The sequence below is a fragment of the Streptomyces sp. URMC 123 genome (assembly GCF_051386515.1).
GTDB lineage: Bacteria > Actinomycetota > Actinomycetes > Streptomycetales > Streptomycetaceae > Streptomyces.
In genome coordinates this window covers 1-18,679 of sequence record NZ_JBPQTV010000114.1, presented here as the reverse complement: position 1 = coordinate 18,679, position 18,679 = coordinate 1, and the positions used below count along the sequence as shown (strand labels likewise).

Here is an 18,679-nt window from a genome sequence, read left to right as displayed (position 1 = left end):
CCCCCCCCCCCCCCCCCCCCCCCCCCCCCCCCCCCCCCCCGCGCTTCCGAAGCGTCCGTCGGAGACGGGCGCTACTCCTGCTTCTTGCGGCGCGTGCCGAACACGATCTCGTCCCAGCTGGGCACGGCGGCCCGCCGCCCGGGGCGCACCCCGTCGGCCTCGGCCTGCCGGTCGGTGGTCCCGGTGAGCCGTTCGCGGTGGCCCGCCACCGAGCGCGGCATGAGGACATCGGCGTACGCCGACCCCGCGCCGGCGGCCGACGCGGTGGCGGGCGGCTCCGCTGCCTCCGCCTCCTCCTCGGTCTCCTCCGCGGCGGTGGTCGCCGCCGCGGGCGCGGCCGTGTCCGGCACGACCATGTCGCCCCGGAAGCTGGGCACCGCCTCCAGCAGGCTGGTCAGCGAGTCGCGCTCCCGCTCGCGCTCGGCCGCGCGCTCGCCGGTCTCCTGCGCGGGGCCGGGGATCGACGGCACCGAGCGGTCCGCGGTCCGGTCCAGCGGGCGGTCCCGGGGCAGCCGGGCGATGCGCGGCACGAACGGGAAGCTCGGCTCGGGCGTGTCGTCGGTCTCGCCGATCAGCGCGCGCGCCTCGTCGTCCACGGCCTGCACCAGCCGGCGCGGCGGGTCGTAGGTCCAGGTGGCGGAGTGCGGCTCGCCGGCGACGCGATAGACGAGCAGCACCTCCCAGGTGCCGTCGTCGCGCCGCCAGGAGTCCCACTGCACGGTCTCCTTCTCGGCGCCGCGCAGCAGCAACCGTTCTGCTACCGCCTCGCCGAGCTGGGGGCCGGTGTTCTCACCGGGCCTGCGCACGGGCGTCTTGCGGGCCCGCTCCGCCATGAAGGCGCGCTCGGCCAGCACCGGGCCCTCGAAGCGCCGGACCCGGTCCACGGGGATGCCCGCGAGCTGGGCGACCTCCTCCGCGGAGGCGCCAGCACGTATACGGGCCTGGATGTCACGGGGGCGGAGATGGCTCTCCACCTCGATCTCGATCTGTCCCAGCCGGGCCCGGTCGTTGCGCACGGCGGCACGCAGCCGCTCGTCGATGGGCAGCGTGTACTCCGTGCTGTCCGCAGCCTTGAGCACCAGCCGTGTGCCGTCGTTGCTGACGGCCACGACACGCAGTTCGGGCATGGGGACCTCCCGGGTGGTGCCTGCCGACGTCACGTGCGTCGCTGCTTCCGCTAGACGAGTGTGGCCTGCCCGGGTGCAGCCTGCCACAACATTGCCGAGTTGCCCGGCGTGTCGGGCATGCACCCGAATCCGCCGTTATGACACGGTTACCTGTTCGCAACGCTGAGTGACCGTGTCGGTCGCCCTGTCCGCGGCCACCCGCCTCCGCCGTGCGATCACCGGTTCGAGTGGCGCCCCGCGTTCCGGGTGCCGTCCCCTCCGGTGAATCCGGCGGCCGGACGGGAAAACCGGTGCCAGGGCTCGCCACAGTACTCCATTCGGGCCACCGGGGTGGACCGCCGCGCCGCCGAAGTTCTCAACCCCCAAGGGAGTTGCTCCCGGGGATAACGGTGCGTGGTCGTGCCGCGGGTGGCGTGGTTCACAGAACGGCCCGATCCGGAACTGTCGAGTCCGCCCAAAGGTCTCTTCTGAGTGCAAGGTATGCACGGTGCGTCAGATGCCCAGGCAGAGGATGGAGATGCAGCTGACATCCAAAGACGGCACAGAAGGCACCAAGGAGAGGGAAAAGCGTCTCGAACTGAGCGTTGCCCAGGTGGCGGGGAGCGCCCTGGCGGCGGTCGCCGCGGCGGTGCTCGCCTCCACGCTGGGCGTGTACGGCACCATCGTGGGCGCCGGGGTGGTCAGTGTCGTCGCCACGGCCGGTGGCACGGTCTTCCAGCACCTGTTCCGCAGAACGGGCGAACATCTGCGCGAGGCGGCCGGCCACGTGCCGCTCCGCCCGGTGGCGATCCGCGACCGGCCCCGCGACGGCTCCCCGGAGCCGGCCCCCGACGAGACATCCCGGCCGGCCCACGACGAAACGCCGGGCCGTGCCCCCGACGAGACCTCCCCGCTCGCCCACGACGAGATGCCTGACCGGGGCGGTGCCGAGGCCCCCGACGGGACCCGGGTGCTGCCCCGCGCCGACGACGCGTACTCGACGGGGACCGTCCACGGCACCCGGCTGCGCGGCTGGAAGCGGACCGCGCTCGCGGCCGGGACCGTGTTCGCCGTGGCCATGGCCGTGGTCACCGGCACCGAGCTGCTCACGGGCGGCTCGATGGCGAGCTGGTTCGGCCACGGCGACAAGGGCGGTACGAGCCTGAGCCGGGTGGTGCGCCAGGACACCGGCGGCGGTGACCACCAGGGGCCGCCCCCGGACCCGAAGCCCTCGCCCGGCCGGGGCTCCGACTCCCCGCACGGCCACCACGGCCCCGGTGACGACGCGTCCGGCGACGGCCCGTCCGGTTCCCCGTCGCCCGGCCACGGCGGCTCCGCCACTGGAGGCACCGGCGGCGAGAGCGGCACCGGCGGCTCCAGTGGCAGCGGGGGCGGGACGCCGTCCCCCGGCGCGAGCCCGTCACCGGACGCCTCGCCCGGCGGCGGCTCGACGCCCTCGCCGGACAAGCCCTCGCCTCCCGCGGGCTCGACCGGCCCGACCAGCGGGAACGGCACGGGGGACGGCAAAGGCGGCAGCACCGGCACGGGGACCGGTGACGGCGCGGCGGCCGGCGGCCGGAACCTGAGCGCGGGAGCGGGCACGGGTGCCGGCGCCGGTTCGCGGGAGCCCGGCACGAGCGCCTCGTAGCCCGTACGGCGGCGGGCCCTGCGCGCGGGCGGCTCGTACGGCGGCGGGCCCCGCCGGCAGGAAACCTTTCGCCCCGGCCCGGCTGGCATTCCGCACCGGGCCGGGCCGGTGCGCATTCCGCACCGGGCCGGGCCGGGGCGCCGCGTCGGTCCCGCGTCAGTCCCCCAGCACCCGCCGCAGATACGCGTTGCCGAACACCCGCCCCGGGTCCAGCCGGTTCCGCAGGGCGACGAAGTCGGCGAACCGCGGATAGACCTCGGCCAACTGGCCCGCGTCCCGGCCGTGCAGCTTCCCCCAGTGCGGACGGCCGCCGTGCGCGGTCATGATGCGCTCGACCGCCGAGAAATACGCCTGATGCGGCGTACCCCGGTACAGGTGTACGGCGATGTAGGCCGTCTCCCGGCCGCTCGCCGTCGACAGCCAGATGTCGTCCGCCGGCGCCGTCCGCACCTCCACGGGAAAGCTGACCCGGAAGCGCGAGCGCTCGATCAGGGAGCGCAGTTCGCGCAGGGCCGCCACCGCCGCCTCGCGCGGGACGGCGTACTCCATCTCCACGAAGCGGACCCGGCGCGGGCTGGTGAACACCCGGTAGGCCACATCGGTGTACGTCCGGGCCGACAGCGCCCGGCTGGAGAGCTGGGCGATCGGGGGGATGGTGGCGGGCACGGCCCGGCCGAGCGCGCACAGCGCCCCGAAGGCGCCGTTGGAGAGCAGCTCGTCCTCGACCCAGCCGCCGACCCGCCCGAGCGGGGCGGCCGGCCCGGCGCTGCGGTTGTTCCGCTTGGTGCTGCAGTTGCCGGTGTGCGGGAACCAGTAGAACTCGAAGTGCTCGTTCTCCCGGGTGTGCTGGTCGAACTCCTCGACCACGCGGTCGAACGGCATGGGCTCCTCGCGGGCGGTCAGCAGGAAGAGCGGCTCGACCGCGAACGTCAGTTCGGTGATGACGCCCAGGGCGCCCAGTCCGACCCGGGCGGCGGCGAAGACGTCCGGGTTCTCCTCGGCGGAGCAGCGCAGCCGCGAGCCGTCGGCGGTCACCAGTTCGAACGCCCGCACCTGGGCCGCGACCGAGGCGGAGTCCCGCCCGGTGCCGTGCGTGCCCGTACTGATGGCGCCGGAGACCGTCTGCTCCATGATGTCGCCCATGTTGGTCAGCGACAGTCCTGCCGCCGCCAGGGCCTCGTTGAGCCGGAACAGCGGTGTCCCGGCGGCGACCCGCACGGTTCCCGCCGTACGGTCGATCGCCCGTATCCCCGTCAGCCGCTCCGGGCGTATCAGTACGCCGTCGGTGGCCGCGGCGGCGGTGAAGGAGTGGCCGGTGCCGGCCGCCTTCACCGCCAGTCCCTCGCGGGCCGCGCGGGTCACGACCGCGGCGACCTCGTCGGTGGACGAGGGCGCCACCGCCCGCCGCGGACGGGTCACCACATTTCCCGCCCAGTTACGCCACGTCGTGCTCGTCCCGGTCCTTCGTGCCATGTGCGCGAGTCCCTCCCCTTGCCGGCGGCGGGGATGCCACCGGCCGCTGTGACGCCGACCGCAGCCTGCGGAAGCCCAGGAACGCGACCGCCGCCGCGAGCGCTCCGGCCGTCCCCGAGACCCCGTACCCCGCCTCGGCGCCGCCCGCGTCGACCGCCGCGCCGGCGGCCGACGAGCCGAGCGCCACGCCGACCGCGAGCCCCGTACTCACCCAGGTCATGCCCTCGGTCAGCTTCGCGCGTGGTACGTACTGCTCGACGAGGGCCATCGTGGTCACCATCGTCGGTGCGATGGACAGGCCCGCGACAAAGAGCGCCACGGCCAGGAACCCGAGGCTCCCGACCAGTTGGAGGGGGATCATACTCAGGGCCATCGCACAGACGCCCACCAGCCACCGCCGCTCCGCCGGGCCCTTGAGGTGCAGCAGCCCGAACACCGCGCCGGCCAGGCACGAGCCCAGCGCGTAGACCGCGAGCACCAGGCTCGCCGCCGCCTTGTGGCCCTGCTCCTCGGCGAAGGCCACCGTGACGACGTCCACCGAGCCGAAGAGGGCCCCGGTGGCCACGAAGGTGGCCACCAGCACCTGGAGGCCGGGCGAGCGCAGCGCCGAGCCGCCGGTGTGGTGCTCGCGCGGATGCGGCACGGGTTCGGTGGCGCGCTGCGCGGTCAGCCACAGGACGCCCACGGCCAGGAAGCCCGCGGCGAGCAGCGGTCCGGCCTCCGGGAACCACGCCGTCGACAGCCCGATGGAGATGATCGGCCCGAAGATGAAGCAGACCTCGTCGACGACCGATTCGGCGGAGTAGGCGGTGTGCAGCTCGCGCGGGGAGTCGCGGTAGATGTTCGCCCAGCGGGCCCGGACCATCGAGCCGACGCTGGGGACGCACCCCACCCCGGCCGAGAACAGGAACAGCGTCCAGTCGGCCCAGCCCTGCTGCGCGGAGACCAGCAGACCCGAGGTCGCGGCGATGGACAGCGCGCTGGCCGGGCGGAGCACCCTGCGCTGCCCGTAGCGGTCCACGAGGCGCGAGATCTGCGGGCCGAGCACGGCGGCCGACAGGGCGATGGTGGCCGCGAGGGCGCCCGCCAGCCCGTACCGGCCGGTGAGCTGGGAGACCATCGTGACCACGCCGATCCCCATCATGGAGAGCGGCATCCGGCCGAGGAACCCCGCGGCGGAGAAGGCCTTGGCGCCGGGGGCGGCGAAGATCGCGCGATAGGGACTGGCCAAGGGGAGGCTCCGCCGTTCCGCCGTCAGGGGTATGGATGGCTCATACAGCTTAGGGCGCGCGCCGGTGAGCGCGCCCGCCGTTTTTCGCGCCGGGGCTCGGGTGGCAGGATCGGGAGCATGCCGGATCGCCTCGATGTCACCGACCGCCTCGACGCAACCCCCTACGACGCCCTGTTGCTGCTCTCCTTCGGCGGCCCGGAGGGCCCCGAGGACGTGGTGCCGTTCCTGGAGAACGTCACCCGCGGCCGGGGCATCCCCCGCGAGCGGCTCCAGGAGGTGGGCCGGCACTACTTCCTCTTCGGCGGCGTCAGCCCCATCAACGCCCAGAACCGCGAGCTGCTCCAGGCGCTGCGCAAGGACTTCGCGGAGCACGGCCTGGAGCTCCCCGTCCACTGGGGCAACCGCAACTGGGCGCCCTATCTCACGGACACCCTGCGCCGGATGGTCACCGACGGCCACCGCCGCATCCTGACGCTCGCAACCAGCGCGTACGCCTCCTACTCCGGCTGCCGCCAGTACCGCGAGAACCTCGCCGAGGCCCTCGCGACGCTGGAGAGCGAGGGGCTGCCGGTGCCGCGCGTGGACAAGCTGCGGCACTACTTCAACCACCCCGGGTTCGTGCTGCCGATGGTGGACGCGACGCTCGCCGCCCTGGCCGAACTGCCCGAGCCGGTCCGCGCCGAGGCCCACCTGGCCTTCACCACCCACTCCATCCCCACGGCCGCCGCCGACACCTCCGGGCCGGTCGAGGAGCACGGCGACGGGGGCGCGTACGTGGCCCAGCACTTGGACGTGGCGCGGCAGATCGTGGCGGCGGTCGCCGAGCGAACCGGCGTCGAGCACCCCTGGCGGCTGGTGTACCAGTCGCGCAGCGGCGCCCCGCACATCCCGTGGCTGGAGCCGGACATCTGCGACCACCTGGAGGAGCTGCACGGCGCCGGGGCGCCCGCGGCCGTGATGGTCCCCATCGGCTTCGTCTCCGACCACATGGAGGTCAAGTACGACCTCGACACGGAGGCCGCCGCCAAGGCCGCCGAGCTCGGGCTGCCGGTCGCCCGGGCGGCGACGGTGGGCGCCGACCCCCGGTTCGCCGCCGGGGTGCGGGAGCTGGTCCTGGAGCGCGCCGCCACCGAGCGCGGGCAGACGGTGGAGCGGTGCGCGCTCGGCGCGCTCGGCCCCAGCCACGACCTGTGCCCGGTGGGCTGCTGCCCGGCGCGGGCGCCCCGACCGGCCGCCGCGGGGGCCGACAGCCCGTACGCGTGAGAAACGACGAGGAGCACCACCACGTGACCGCCCCGAGCCACCTTCCCGGACCGCTGCTGGACGAGCTGCTGGCCGTCGCCCTGGAGGCGGCCCGCCGCGCCGGCGCCCTGCTGCGCGACGGCCGCCCCGCCGATCTGGCGGTCGCCGCCACCAAGACCAGCGCCATCGACGTGGTCACCGAGATGGACGTGGCGGCGGAGAAGCTCATCACCGGCGTCCTCGCCGAGCGCCGCCCGGACGACGGCGTCCTCGGCGAGGAGGGCACCAGCACGGAGGGCGGCAGCGGCGTCCGCTGGGTCGTCGACCCCATCGACGGCACGGTCAACTACCTGTACGGGCTGCCGTCCTGGGCCGTGAGCGTCGCCGCGCAGGTGGACGGCCGTACGGTCGTCGGCGTGGTCGAGGCGCCCGTGCGCGGTGAGACGTTCCGCGCGGTCCTCGGCCGGGGCGCCTTCCTGGGCGAGCGGCGCCTGAGCACCCTGCCGGCGCCGTCCCTGGCGCAGTCACTGATCGGCACCGGCTTCGGCTACCTCACCGAGCGCCGGGCGGCCCAGGGAGAGGTCGTACGCCGGCTGCTGCCCCAGGTGCGGGACATCCGGCGGGGCGGTTCCGCCGCGCTCGACCTGTGCGATGTCGCGGCGGGCCGGCTGAACGGCTACTACGAGCGGGGCATCAACCCGTGGGACTACGCCGCGGGGGAGCTGATCGCCCGGGAGGCGGGCGCCAGGACCGGTGGCCGGCCCGGTGAGCCGCTCGGGGGCGAGCTGGCCGTGGCCGCCGACCCCAGCGTCTTCGAGCCCCTCCAGGAGCTCCTGGAGGGCCTGGGGGCCTGGCACGACTAGCCGCCGCCCCCGGCACACGGCACCGCCCCGGTGCCGTGTGCCGGCGACCGGGGCGGGGCAGGGACCTGACGAGCGGGCGTGGTGAGGCCCGCCGGGGTCGAGCGCTCAGGCGCTGACCTCCACACCGTACTCGGCGGCCAGTCGGTGCAGATCTTCGAGCTCGGCCTGCTCCACTTCGGCGAGGAAGTCGTCGCCCGTCTCGCGAGCGCGCGTGAGGTCGGACTGGGTGGTTCGTATGCGGTGCAGAAGCCCTGCGGTGAACGCGTCCATGGTTGCGCCCCCTCGTCGTGGGTTGTTGGCACGGGGGTGTGCCACGGCGGGTTGATCACGCGCCCGTCGTCCGCACGGGGGAGCGGACGCGGCGTGGCATGCCGTGACAGGGCGTGATCGGGGTGTGCAAACGTCCTCCCCCCGCACTGTGTCAAAGAAACCTCAAAGAACCGGGGAATCCAGGATTCCCAGGTCAGCGGGTGCCCCTTACCGCCGGTTTATGAGGCTTCGAGGCAGGATGGAGAGGCCGAGACATGACTACGCCCTGTCCACAAGGGCTCTCCTGGGAAGGATCTGCGCCGTGCGCGTACTCGTCGTCGAGGACGAGCAACTGCTCGCCGATGCGGTGGCCACCGGACTCCGCCGTGAGGCCATGGCCGTCGACGTCGTGTACGACGGGGCCGCGGCCCTGGAGCGCGTCGAGATCAACGACTACGACGTCGTGGTGCTCGACCGCGACCTCCCGCTGGTGCACGGCGACGACGTCTGCCGCAAGGTCGTCGAGCTGGGCATCCCCACCCGGGTGCTGATGCTCACCGCCTCCGGGGACGTCAGCGACCGGGTCGAGGGCCTGGAGATCGGCGCGGACGACTATCTGCCCAAGCCCTTCGCCTTCAGCGAGCTGATCGCCCGCGTCCGCGCGCTCGGCCGCAGGACGACCGTCGCGCTGCCGCCGGTGCTGGAGCGCGCCGGGATCAAGCTCGACCCCAACCGCCGCGAGGTGTTCCGGGACGGCCGGGAGGTGCAGCTCGCGCCCAAGGAGTTCGCCGTCCTGGAGGTGCTGATGCGCAGCGAGGGCACGGTCGTCTCGGCCGAGCAGCTGCTCGAGAAGGCGTGGGACGAGAACACCGACCCGTTCACCAACGTCGTCCGGGTGACCGTGATGACCCTGCGCCGCAAGCTCGGCGAGCCGCCCGTGATCGTCACGGTGCCCGGCTCCGGATACCGGATCTGAGAGACATGCCCACCACACCGGTGCCCCCGGCTCCGCTGGCGCCGCCCAGGCCCACCTGGGACCCCCACCACCACTCGGCGCGCCCGCTGCCCTGGCTGCGCCCCACCATCCGGATACGGCTCACGCTGCTCTACGGCGGCATGTTCCTGATCGCCGGCATCCTGCTGCTGTCGATCATCTACCTGCTCGCCGCCCAGGCCCTGAACGTCGGCAACGAGCTGCCCTTCCGGCTGCTCAACGGCAGCCGGGTGCAGCCGACCAACGCCACCTGCCCCGGCATCGCGGTCCAGCAACTGCCCGAGGACCAGTTCAACGCCGCCCTCAACGCGTGCATGAACCACCAGCGGCAGCTCGCCCTGGACTCCCTGCTGCGCCGCTCGCTGCTGGCCCTGCTGGGGCTGAGCGTGGTCGCCTTCGCCTTCGGCTACGCCATGGCGGGCCGGGTGCTCTCCCCGCTGGGCCGGATCACCCGCACCGCCCGCATGGTGGCCGGCTCCGACCTGTCCCGCCGGATCGAGCTGGACGGGCCGGACGACGAGCTCAAGGAGCTCGCCGACACCTTCGACGAGATGCTCGGCCGGCTCGACCGGGCGTTCGACGCCCAGCGGCGCTTCGTCGCCAACGCCTCCCACGAGCTGCGCACCCCCCTGGCGATCAACCGCACGCTGCTGGAGGTGCAGCTGTCCGACCCGGCCGCCTCCCCGGAGCTGAGCCAGCTCGCCAAGACCCTGCTGGCCACCAACGAGCGCAGCGAACAGCTGGTGGAGGGCCTGCTGCTGCTCGCCCGCAGCGACAACGAGATCGTCGACCGCAAGCCCGTGGACCTCGCCGAGGTCGCCTCCCGGGCCATCGACCAGGTGCGCGGCGAGGCCCAGACGAAGGGCGTCGAGCTGCGCGGCGAGCGGGCCCCGGCGACCGTGCAGGGCAACGGCGTGCTGCTGGAGCGGATCGCCCTCAACCTGGTCCAGAACGCCGTGCGCTACAACGAGCCGGACGGCTGGGTGGAGGTCACCACGGCCACCGAGGGCGACCAGGCGCTCCTGGTCGTCTCCAACACGGGGCCGGTGGTCCCGGCGTACGAGGTGGACGCCATCTTCGAGCCGTTCCGCCGGCTGCGCACCGAGCGCACGGGCAGCGACAAGGGCGTCGGGCTCGGTCTGTCGATCGTGCGCTCGGTGGCCAGGGCCCACGGCGGGCGGATCACCGCCGAGCCCCGCGAGGGCGGAGGACTGGTGATGCGGGTGGCTCTGCCGCTCTGAACGGCGCTCCAACGGTGCGGCGCGCGCCGGCGCACCCGGGTCGCACCGCGCCCGGGGACGGGCCGCCCCGCATCGCCCCGCGCTCCGAGCCGCATCGATTCGCGCCCTTTCTCGTTTGTTCGCTGTGCGCGGAATTTCCCGTCCCACTCCCGCGTCCGTGGGTGTGTTATCGATCACAAAGGGGGATTTCCGGCCATCTACTCTGAGTGATCGCACAACGCGGTGGAAAGCCGGGAAAATCCGGGTTTCCGGGGGCTCCGATCACGGGAAGTACAGGGGGTGGCATGTGTGAGTGCGACATTCGGACCGTGTACGGTCCCGATCGCCATCCAACCCGATCACCTCTTCAGGGGTGCGGTTGGGTGTCGATTGAGTAACAGACCTTGATGTGAGGCAAAATCTCCGCCTCGGGTCGGGCACAAGTCCGGCCTCTCACGCGTTACGTGCGCTGGAGACACCGCAGACACCCAGAGGGGGAGAGCGACATGGCAACGGACTACGACACCCCACGCAAGACCGATGACGATCTCAACGAGGACAGCATCGAGGAACTGAAGGCCCGGCGGAACGACAAGTCCGCCTCGACCGTCGACATCGACGAGTTCGAGCAGGCCGAGGGCCTGGAGCTGCCCGGCGCGGACCTCTCCAACGAGGAGCTGGCCGTCCGGGTGCTGCCCAAGCAGCAGGACGAGTTCACCTGCATGAGCTGCTTCCTGGTGCACCACCGCAGCCAGCTGGCCGAGGAGAAGAACGGCCAGCCGATCTGCCGCGACTGCGCGGCCTGAGGCCGAACGGCCGTGGCTGGCTCGACGCCGCACCGGAAGAACCCTTTCCGTAGGCGGAGCACCCGACAGGACGGCGAGGGCGGCACAGGCCCGGCTGGGGCCGTTCCCGGCCCTGTCGAGCCGACCGCTCCCGGCGCGGGACCCACGGAGTACGCGGACGAGACGCACGGCACGACCCCGAAGGGCGGACGCGACGGGCGAGGCCGGGCGGCCTCGCTCGCAGCAGCCGCCGGACGGGGCGTCCGCACGGGCGGCCGCGGCGCCCGCAAGGGCCTCGCGACGGTCGCCGACCGGATCATCGACAACGCCCCGCGCGTCCCGGTGCGGGACCTGGCGACCCTGCGCCGGCAGTTTCCCGGCCTGGGGCCGGAGGAGCTCGCCGACAAGCTGGTGGCGGGCGCGGTCAAGAGCTCGGCCGCCGTCGGCGCGAGCGTGGGGGCCGCGGCGATGCTGCCGGTGCCGCCCGCTCTCCCCGCCGAGCTGGCCGCCGAGATCGTCGGCGTCGCCTCGGTGGAGCTCAAGATGATCGCGGAGCTGCACGAGGTGTACGGGCAGCGCGCGCCCGGCGGCCCGAAACAGCGCGCCACGGCGTATCTGACCGCGTGGACCGAGGAACGCGGCATCGACGTCACCAAGCCGACGAGCGTGAACGCCGCGCTCGGCGGTCAGCTCAAGCGAGAGCTGCGCCAGCAGATCCTCAAGCGCACCGTGCGCAATCTGCCCAATGTGGCGCCGTTCATGATCGGCGCCGCGGTCGGGGCGATGATGAACCGCCGGGACACCCGCAAGCTCGCGGACAAGGTCCGCGAGGATCTCCGGCGCCGGCAGGTTCCCTGGGACGAGCTCCCGGCCGCCGCGGCGGAGCCCCTCGGTCTCGACGGGCCGGAGCGGGACCGGCGCCCCGACGACTGACCGCCCCGGGGCCCCACTGTTCCGGGGACCGACCGCCCCGAGGGTCCGGCGCACCCCTGAGGAGTCAGACGCCCCGTACGGCCGTCAGCCCGCGTCCCGTACGGACGTCAGCGCGGCGGCCAGCTTCCGCGGCTGCCGGGTCGACAGATAGACGTACGGCGTGGGGTCCGCCGGATCGACGATCTCCACCCGCAGCGCGGTGGGGATGTAACTGCGCAGCAGCATGAACGCCCGGGGGTCGGCCTTGTGCGAGCGCCAGGCCCTGGCCTCCTCCTCGGACAGCACCTCCGGCTCGCCCAGCGCCTCCACCGGGATGCGGGCGTCACCCGCGACCAGCGAACCGGCCACCACCCGGATGCGGGCCGAGCCGTAACCGCTCACCGCCATGGCCGCCAGCGCCGCCCCGCCCACGAGCCCGCCGAGCATCGGCAGCGTCCCGAACGGGAAGAGGATGAGCGCCAGGGACACCCCGGCGAGCACCGAGATGATCCACCACGAGCGGGGAGCGGTCAGGCGTTCGTCGTAGGACTGCATGCTCCAAGCTTGGCACGCTCGAGATCGCACCCCTCGCGCGCGGGTAAGGTCAGCCCCTGTGAGTGGACGAGGTGAGACCCATGAGCCGTAACCCTGTCGACGTGCTGATCCGGCGCGTGGACCCGGAGGTGCCCCTGCCCGGCTACGCGCACCCCGGCGACGCCGGCGCGGATCTCGTCACCACGGAGGCGGCCGAGCTCGCGCCCGGCGAGCGCGCGGTGCTGCCCACCGGGGTGTCGATCGCGCTGCCCGACGGCTACGCGGCCTTCGTGCATCCCCGCTCGGGGCTGGCCGCGCGCTGCGGCGTCGCGATGGTGAATGCCCCGGGGACCGTGGATGCCGGGTACCGTGGAGAAATCAAGGTGATCGTGGTCAATTTGGACCCGCGCGAGAGCGTGCGGTTCGAGCGGTTCGACCGGATTGCCCAACTGGTTGTCCAGCAGGTCGAGAAGGTGCGCTTCCACGAGGTCGTGGAGCTCCCCGGCTCGGCACGCGGCGATGGGGGCTTCGGGTCCACCGGTGGCCACGCCGCGGTGGGCGACGACCCCACGGGCGGCGCGGCAGGTGGGGAAACAGCTGGGAATCACTACGCTTCGGTCGTAGCCGACCGGGAAGGACAGTGACGTGTTCGGACGTCGTCGCAAGGGACGCGCAGACGCTGAAGACGCTGCGGGCACAGCTGACCGGCTGGCCGACGGCGTGGAGTCGGAGGCGGACGACCTCGAGGAGGGCGCCGAGGCCGGGCAGGACACGGAGCGGCGCCGGGTGAACCTGCCGCCGGCTCCCCGCCCGGACGGCCCGTGGGACATCTCCGAGGTCCGTGAGCCGGCCGAGGGCCGGGTCGACCTGGGTGGCCTGTTCGTCCCCGGGGTCGAGGGCATGGAGCTGCGGGTCGAGGTCGCGGGGGACGCGATCGTGGCCGCCACGGTGGTGCTGCGCGACAGCGCGGTGCAGCTCCAGGCGTTCGCCGCGCCCCGCAACGAGGGCATCTGGGGCGAGGTGCGCGAGGAGATCGCCACCGGCATCACCCAGCAGGGCGGGGTGACCGACGAGGTCGAGGGCCCGCTCGGCTGGGAGCTGCGGGCCCAGGTGCCCGTACAGCTGCCGGACGGCACCAACGGCGTGCAGCTGGTGCGCTTCGTGGGCGTCGACGGCCCCCGCTGGTTCCTGCGCGGAGTGATCTCCGGGCAGGGCGCGGTGCAGCCGGAGGCGGCCGGGCTGCTGGAGCAGATCTTCCGGGACACCGTGGTGGTGCGGGGCGACGCCCCGATGGCGCCGCGCGACCCGATCGTCCTCAAGCTGCCGAACGACGCGCAGATGGTGCCCGAGGGCGTGCAGCAGCAGGCCGAGCAGGGCTCCCGGTTCGCGGGGGGCGTCGACCGCCTCTCCCGCGGCCCGGAGATCACCGAGGTCCGCTAGACCGTCCTCGGGAGGCCGCCCCGCGGCGGCCGAAAAGCGCCGGAAAACAGTGCCTCACGGTGGGCCGTACTCCCTGAGCGGAGTGCGGCCCACCGGCCTTTTCGCAGCTCATTCCGGGCGGGCGTCAGGATCGCGTCAACGGCCCGCTCATGGCCGTAAGGGAGCCGTCAACGGCGGGTGCTTCCGGGTGGAACAGGGGTTTGCTCAAGAGGTCCGTTTTTCACCGAACCTCTCTAGGAGCACACGATGGCCGACGTGGCCTTCGTCGTCACCACGATCGCGGTCTTCGCGCTGGTGGCCCTGATCGCCAAGGGGGTGGCGAAGCTGTGACCGCCGAGAACATCGTCGGCCTGGTCGTGGCCGTCGCCCTGTTGGGCTACCTGGTCCTCGCACTCGTTTTCCCGGAGAGGTTCTGAGCACCGACATGAGCCCCGTCCTCGCCGGCGTGCTCCAGTTGCTGGCGCTGATAGCCGCCCTGGCCCTGGCGTACCGCCCCCTCGGCGACTACATGGCAGCCGTTTACAGCTCCGACAAGCACCTGCGCGTCGAAAAGATCGTCTACCGCGCCATCGGAGCCGACCCCGACAGCGGCATGCGCTGGCCCGCCTATCTCCGTGGCGTGCTGGCCTTCTCCGTGGTGGGGGTGCTCTTCCTCTATCTGCTCCAGCGGCTGCAGGGCGTGCTGCCGCTCTCCCTGGGCTTCCGGTCCATCAGCCCGGACCAGGCCTTCAACACCGCCGCGTCCTTCGTCGCCAACACCAACTGGCAGTCGTACTCGGGCGAGCAGGCCATGGGTCACCTCGTCCAGACCGGCGGCCTGGCGGTGCAGAACTTCGTCTCGGCGGCCGTGGGCATGGCCGTCGCGGTCGCCCTGGTCCGCGGCTTCGCCCGCTCCCGCACCGGTGAACTCGGCAACTTCTGGGCCGACCTGGTCCGCGGCGTCGTCCGCGTCCTGATCCCGATCGCGATCGTCGGCGCGCTGATCCTGGTGGCCTGCGGCGCCGTGCAGAACTTCGCCGGCATCCACGAGGTCGGCACGCTCACCGGTGGCGTCCAGCGGATCAACGGCGGCGCCGTGGCCTCGCAGGAGGTCATCAAGGAGCTCGGCACCAACGGCGGCGGCTACTTCAACGCCAACTCGGCCCACCCGTTCGAGAATCCGAACGCCTTCACCAACCTCTTCGAGATCTTCCTGATCCTGGTGATCCCGTTCTCCCTCACCCGGACCTTCGGCAAGCTCGTCGGCAACGTCCGGCAGGGGTACGCGATCCTCGCCACCATGGGGCTCATCTGGCTGGCCTTCTGCGGCCTGATGATGTGGACCGAGTTCCACGGCGGCGGCCCGGCCCTGGAGGCGGCCGGCGGCGCGATGGAGGGCAAGGAGACCCGGTTCGGCATCGGCGGGTCCTCGATCTTCGCGGTCAGCACCACCCTCACCTCCACCGGCGCGGTGGACTCCTTCCACTCCTCGTTCACCGGCTTCGGCGGCGGCCTCACCCTGCTCGGCATGATGCTCGGCGAGATCGCGCCCGGCGGCGTCGGCTCCGGCCTCTACGGCATGCTGATCATGGCCATCATCGCGGTCTTCATCGCCGGGCTGATGGTCGGCCGCACCCCCGAGTACCTCGGCAAGAAGATCGGCACCCGCGAGATCAAGCTGGCGGCCTGCTACATCCTCGTCACCCCGGCGCTGGTGCTCTGCTTCACCGCCGCCGCGCTGGCGCTGCCCACGCCGCCGAACTCCATGCTGAACTCCGGCGCCCACGGCTTCACCGAGGTCCTGTACGCCTACACCTCGGGCGCCAACAACAACGGCTCGGCCTTCGCCGGCCTGTCCGCCAACACCCCCTGGTACAACACCACGATCGGCCTGGCCATGCTGCTCGGCCGCTTCGTCCCCATGGTGTTCGTCCTGGCGCTGGCCGGCTCGCTCGCCGAGCAGAAGCCGGTCCCCGAGACCGCGGGCACCCTCCGCACCGAGAAGCCGCTCTTCGCCGGGCTGCTGGTCGGCGCGATCCTGATCATCACCGGTCTGACCTACTTCCCGGCGCTGGCCCTCGGGCCGATGGCCGAAGGGCTGTCGTCATGAGCGGCGTCGAGACTTCCGAGGAACGCATGCCTACCGTCACCACGCCACAGGCGCCGCACGACGCCGTGCCCGCGCACCACGGGGAGGTGGAGCACGGCCGCGCCCCGGCCGGACTGTTCGACCCCGCTCAGCTCATGAAGTCCCTGCCGGACGCGTTCCGCAAGCTCGACCCGCGGGTGATGGTCAAGGCGCCCGTGATGTTCGTGGTCGAGATCGGCTCGGTGCTCACCACCGTGCTGGCGTGCCTCGACCCCGGCGACTGGTTCGGCTGGGTCATCACCGCCTGGCTCTGGCTGACGGTGATCTTCGCCAATCTGGCGGAGGCCGTCGCCGAGGGCCGCGGCAAGGCGCAGGCCGACACCCTGCGCAAGGCCAAGACCGACACCGTGGCGCGCCGGCTGACCGGCTCGGACCCGCGGGGCACGGCCGAGGAGCGGGTGCCGGGCACCGAGCTGCGCGTCGGCGACCTGGTGGTCTGCGAGGCGGGCGACATCATCCCCGGTGACGGCGACGTCGTCGACGGGGTCGCGTCCGTGGACGAGTCCGCCATCACCGGCGAGTCGGCCCCGGTCATCCGGGAGTCCGGCGGCGACCGCTCCGCGGTCACCGGCGGCACCAAGGTGCTCTCCGACCGCATCGTGGTCAAGATCACCACCAAGCCCGGTGAGACCTTCATCGACCGCATGATCAACCTGGTGGAGGGCGCCGCCCGGCAGAAGACGCCCAACGAGATCGCGCTGAACATCCTTCTCGCGTCCCTCACCGTCGTCTTCCTGCTGGCCGTCGTCACCCTCCAGCCCTTCGCCATCCACGCCGGGGCCGAGCAGTCGCTGATCGTGCTCACCGCCCTGCTGGTCTGCCTCATCCCGACCACCATCGGGGCGCTGCTCTCCGCGATCGGCATCGCGGGCATGGACCGCCTCGTCCAGCGCAATGTGCTGGCGATGTCCGGCCGCGCGGTGGAGGCGGCGGGCGACGTCTCCACGCTGCTGCTGGACAAGACCGGCACCATCACCCTCGGCAACCGGCAGGCCGCCGAGTTCGTACCGGTGGGCGGGGCCGACGAGGCGGAGCTCGCGGACGCCGCCCAGCTCTCCTCGCTGGCCGACGAGACCCCCGAGGGGCGGTCGGTGGTCGTCCTCGCCAAGGAGAAGTACGGGCTGCGGGCGCGCGAGGAGGGCGAACTGGGCCACGCCGAGTTCATCACCTTCACCGCCCAGACCCGGATGTCCGGCGTCGACCTCACCGAGGACGACGGCACCGTCCGCAAGGTCCGCAAGGGCGCCGCGGCGGCGATCACCGCCTGGGTCACCGAGCGGGGCGGCACGGTCTCCGCCGACACCCAGGCCACGGTCGACGGCATCTCCGCGGCCGGCGGCACCCCGCTGCTGGTGGCCACCGAGACCACCGACAGCCCGCGGGTGCTCGGGGTGATCCACCTCAAGGACGTGGTCAAGGAGGGCATGCGGGAGCGGTTCGAGGAACTGCGCCGCATGGGCATCAAGACCGTGATGATCACGGGGGACAACCCGCTGACCGCGAAGGCGATCGCGGCGGAGGCCGGGGTCGACGACTTCCTGGCCGAGGCCACCCCCGAGGACAAGATGGCCCTCATCAAGCGGGAGCAGGCCGGCGGCAAGCTCGTGGCGATGACGGGCGACGGCACGAACGACGCGCCGGCGCTGGCCCAGGCGGACGTGGGCGTGGCCATGAACACCGGCACCTCGGCCGCCAAGGAGGCCGGGAACATGGTGGACCTGGACTCCAACCCCACCAAGCTGATCGAGATCGTCGAGATCGGCAAGCAACTGCTGATCACGCGGGGCGCGCTCACCACGTTCTCGATCGCCAACGACGTCGCGAAGTACTTCGCGATCATCCCGGCGATGTTCAGCGGGTTCGCGGGCCTGGAGGGCCTCGACCGGCTGAACATCATGAACCTGGCGTCGGCCGAGTCCGCGATCCTCTCCGCGGTGATCTTCAACGCGCTGATCATCGTGGCGCTGGTGCCGCTCGCCCTGCGGGGCGTGCGCTACCGGCCGATGAGCGCGGACCGGATGCTCCGCCGCAACCTCGGGATCTACGGCCTCGGCGGCCTGATCGCCCCGTTCATCGGCATCAAACTCATCGACCTGCTCCTATCCCTCGTCCCTGGCATCGGGTGACCACCATGAACAACTCCGTCAGCAGCACCGCACGGCTGATCGGTGCCGGGCTGCGCGCCCTGCTCGTGCTCACCGTCGTCTGCGGTGTGATCTATCCGCTGCTCGTCACGGGCGTGGCGCAGGCCCTCTTCCACGACGAGGCGAACGGGTCCGAGATCACCAAGGACGGCAAGGTCGTCGGCTCCGCGCTCTACGCGCAGACCTTCGACCTGCCGAAGCGGAACCCCGACGATCCGCAGGAGGCGGCGCGGCCGGACCCCAAGTGGTTCCAGCCCCGGCCCTCGGCGGCCGGCTCCGACGACGCCCTCGGAATCGTCGTCTCCGGCGCGTCCAACCTCTCCGCGGACAGCGCGGACCTGAAGCGGGCCGTGGAGGAGCGCCGGGCGGCCTACGCCGAGCTCAACGGCGTACGGGAGTCCGAGGTCCCGGTGGACGCGGTGACGGCGTCGGCGTCCGGGATCGACCCGCACATCTCGCCGCGGAACGCGGAGCTCCAGGCGAAGCGGGTCGCGAAGGCGAACAACCTCGACCCCGCGGTGGTCGAACGGCTGGTGAAGGACCACACGGACGGCCGCATCGCCGGCTTCCTCGGCGAGCCCCGGGTCAACGTCCTGAAGCTCAACGCGGCCCTGAGCGGGGTCGCTGGGCGCTGAGCCATACGCCGCCCCGCGGGCGCTGCGCGCCCGGGAGGTGACAAGGCCGGTGCCGCCCCCATGCGGGGGCGGCAC

The 18,679-nt window shown here is 72.6% G+C and carries 18 protein-coding genes; 13 read left to right on the top strand and 5 right to left on the bottom strand.

The genetic code is table 11. The features are described 5' to 3' along the window. Nucleotides 1-71 precede the first annotated feature (71 nt). A complete protein-coding gene (gene sepH / locus ACSNOD_RS15670) occupies nt 72-1,160 on the bottom strand; it encodes a septation protein SepH (protein ID WP_436767540.1) in 1,089 nt (362 codons plus the stop codon). 484 nt (nt 1,161-1,644) lie between these two features. Between sepH and ACSNOD_RS15665 the strand changes: the two genes are divergently transcribed. After that, nucleotides 1,645-2,754, top strand: coding sequence for a hypothetical protein (locus ACSNOD_RS15665; protein ID WP_436767539.1), 1,110 nt, complete (start codon nt 1,645-1,647; stop codon nt 2,752-2,754). 156 nt (nt 2,755-2,910) lie between these two features. Here the strand turns inward: ACSNOD_RS15665 and ACSNOD_RS15660 are convergent, their stop codons facing one another. Together ACSNOD_RS15660 and ACSNOD_RS15655 are read right to left on the bottom strand one after the other, a co-directional pair. Further along, nucleotides 2,911-4,227 (bottom strand): D-arabinono-1,4-lactone oxidase, encoded by a 1,317-nt coding sequence (locus tag ACSNOD_RS15660; RefSeq protein WP_436767538.1) that lies wholly within the window; start codon nt 4,225-4,227, stop codon nt 2,911-2,913. Beyond that, nucleotides 4,190-5,458 (bottom strand): MFS transporter, encoded by a 1,269-nt coding sequence (locus ACSNOD_RS15655; RefSeq protein ID WP_436767537.1) that lies wholly within the window; start codon nt 5,456-5,458, stop codon nt 4,190-4,192. The genes ACSNOD_RS15660 and ACSNOD_RS15655 overlap by 38 nt, the downstream gene beginning before the upstream one ends. A gap of 117 nt (nt 5,459-5,575) precedes the next feature. Here ACSNOD_RS15655 and ACSNOD_RS15650 point away from each other — a divergent pair, with 117 nt between their 5' ends. Next, nucleotides 5,576-6,721: a ferrochelatase gene (locus ACSNOD_RS15650; protein WP_436767536.1), complete on the top strand. Its 1,146-nt coding sequence runs from the start codon at nt 5,576-5,578 to the stop codon at nt 6,719-6,721. Nucleotides 6,722-6,744: 23 nt separating this feature from the next. Beyond that, nucleotides 6,745-7,563: an inositol monophosphatase family protein gene (locus tag ACSNOD_RS15645; protein WP_436767535.1), complete on the top strand. Its 819-nt coding sequence runs from the start codon at nt 6,745-6,747 to the stop codon at nt 7,561-7,563. Nucleotides 7,564-7,668: 105 nt separating this feature from the next. On the opposite strand, the gene ACSNOD_RS15640 is transcribed toward ACSNOD_RS15645, so the two are convergent. Beyond that, a complete protein-coding gene (locus ACSNOD_RS15640) occupies nt 7,669-7,833 on the bottom strand; it encodes a hypothetical protein (RefSeq protein WP_436767534.1) in 165 nt (54 codons plus the stop codon). 301 nt (nt 7,834-8,134) lie between these two features. On the opposite strand from ACSNOD_RS15640, the gene ACSNOD_RS15635 reads away from it, so the two are divergent. The 4 genes from ACSNOD_RS15635 (at nt 8,135) to ACSNOD_RS15620 (ending at nt 11,744) form a co-directional block, all read left to right on the top strand. Then, nucleotides 8,135-8,788 carry a response regulator transcription factor gene (locus tag ACSNOD_RS15635; RefSeq protein ID WP_436767533.1) on the top strand — a complete coding sequence of 218 codons (654 nt, stop codon included), beginning with the start codon at nt 8,135-8,137 and terminating at the stop codon, nt 8,786-8,788. 5 nt (nt 8,789-8,793) lie between these two features. Then, nucleotides 8,794-10,047, top strand: coding sequence for a sensor histidine kinase (locus ACSNOD_RS15630; protein ID WP_436767532.1), 1,254 nt, complete (start codon nt 8,794-8,796; stop codon nt 10,045-10,047). Nucleotides 10,048-10,532: 485 nt separating this feature from the next. Beyond that, nucleotides 10,533-10,832 carry a DUF4193 domain-containing protein gene (locus ACSNOD_RS15625; RefSeq protein WP_436767531.1) on the top strand — a complete coding sequence of 100 codons (300 nt, stop codon included), beginning with the start codon at nt 10,533-10,535 and terminating at the stop codon, nt 10,830-10,832. A 12-nt stretch (nt 10,833-10,844) separates the two neighbouring features. Further along, nucleotides 10,845-11,744 (top strand): hypothetical protein, encoded by a 900-nt coding sequence (locus ACSNOD_RS15620; RefSeq protein ID WP_436767530.1) that lies wholly within the window; start codon nt 10,845-10,847, stop codon nt 11,742-11,744. A gap of 84 nt (nt 11,745-11,828) precedes the next feature. Here ACSNOD_RS15620 and ACSNOD_RS15615 read toward each other — a convergent pair whose 3' ends face one another. Further along, on the bottom strand, nt 11,829-12,278 hold the full coding sequence (locus tag ACSNOD_RS15615; protein ID WP_436767529.1) for a DUF3093 domain-containing protein: 450 nt from the start codon (nt 12,276-12,278) through the stop codon (nt 11,829-11,831). A gap of 80 nt (nt 12,279-12,358) precedes the next feature. Between ACSNOD_RS15615 and dut the strand changes: the two genes are divergently transcribed. The 6 genes from dut to kdpC all read left to right on the top strand — a co-directional run bounded on the left by dut (nt 12,359) and on the right by kdpC (nt 18,604). Then, nucleotides 12,359-12,901, top strand: coding sequence for a dUTP diphosphatase (gene dut, locus ACSNOD_RS15610; RefSeq protein ID WP_436767528.1), 543 nt, complete (start codon nt 12,359-12,361; stop codon nt 12,899-12,901). Between the two features lies 1 nt (nt 12,902). Continuing rightward, nucleotides 12,903-13,697 carry a DUF3710 domain-containing protein gene (locus ACSNOD_RS15605; RefSeq protein WP_436767527.1) on the top strand — a complete coding sequence of 265 codons (795 nt, stop codon included), beginning with the start codon at nt 12,903-12,905 and terminating at the stop codon, nt 13,695-13,697. Nucleotides 13,698-14,023: 326 nt separating this feature from the next. After that, nucleotides 14,024-14,113: a K(+)-transporting ATPase subunit F gene (kdpF, locus tag ACSNOD_RS15600; protein WP_033264828.1), complete on the top strand. Its 90-nt coding sequence runs from the start codon at nt 14,024-14,026 to the stop codon at nt 14,111-14,113. 8 nt (nt 14,114-14,121) lie between these two features. Continuing rightward, nucleotides 14,122-15,786 (top strand): potassium-transporting ATPase subunit KdpA, encoded by a 1,665-nt coding sequence (gene kdpA / locus ACSNOD_RS15595; RefSeq protein ID WP_436767526.1) that lies wholly within the window; start codon nt 14,122-14,124, stop codon nt 15,784-15,786. A gap of 26 nt (nt 15,787-15,812) precedes the next feature. Continuing rightward, nucleotides 15,813-17,951 (top strand): potassium-transporting ATPase subunit KdpB, encoded by a 2,139-nt coding sequence (kdpB, locus tag ACSNOD_RS15590; protein ID WP_436767525.1) that lies wholly within the window; start codon nt 15,813-15,815, stop codon nt 17,949-17,951. A gap of 5 nt (nt 17,952-17,956) precedes the next feature. Next, nucleotides 17,957-18,604, top strand: coding sequence for a potassium-transporting ATPase subunit KdpC (gene kdpC / locus ACSNOD_RS15585; protein ID WP_436767524.1), 648 nt, complete (start codon nt 17,957-17,959; stop codon nt 18,602-18,604). Nucleotides 18,605-18,679: the final 75 nt, after the last annotated feature.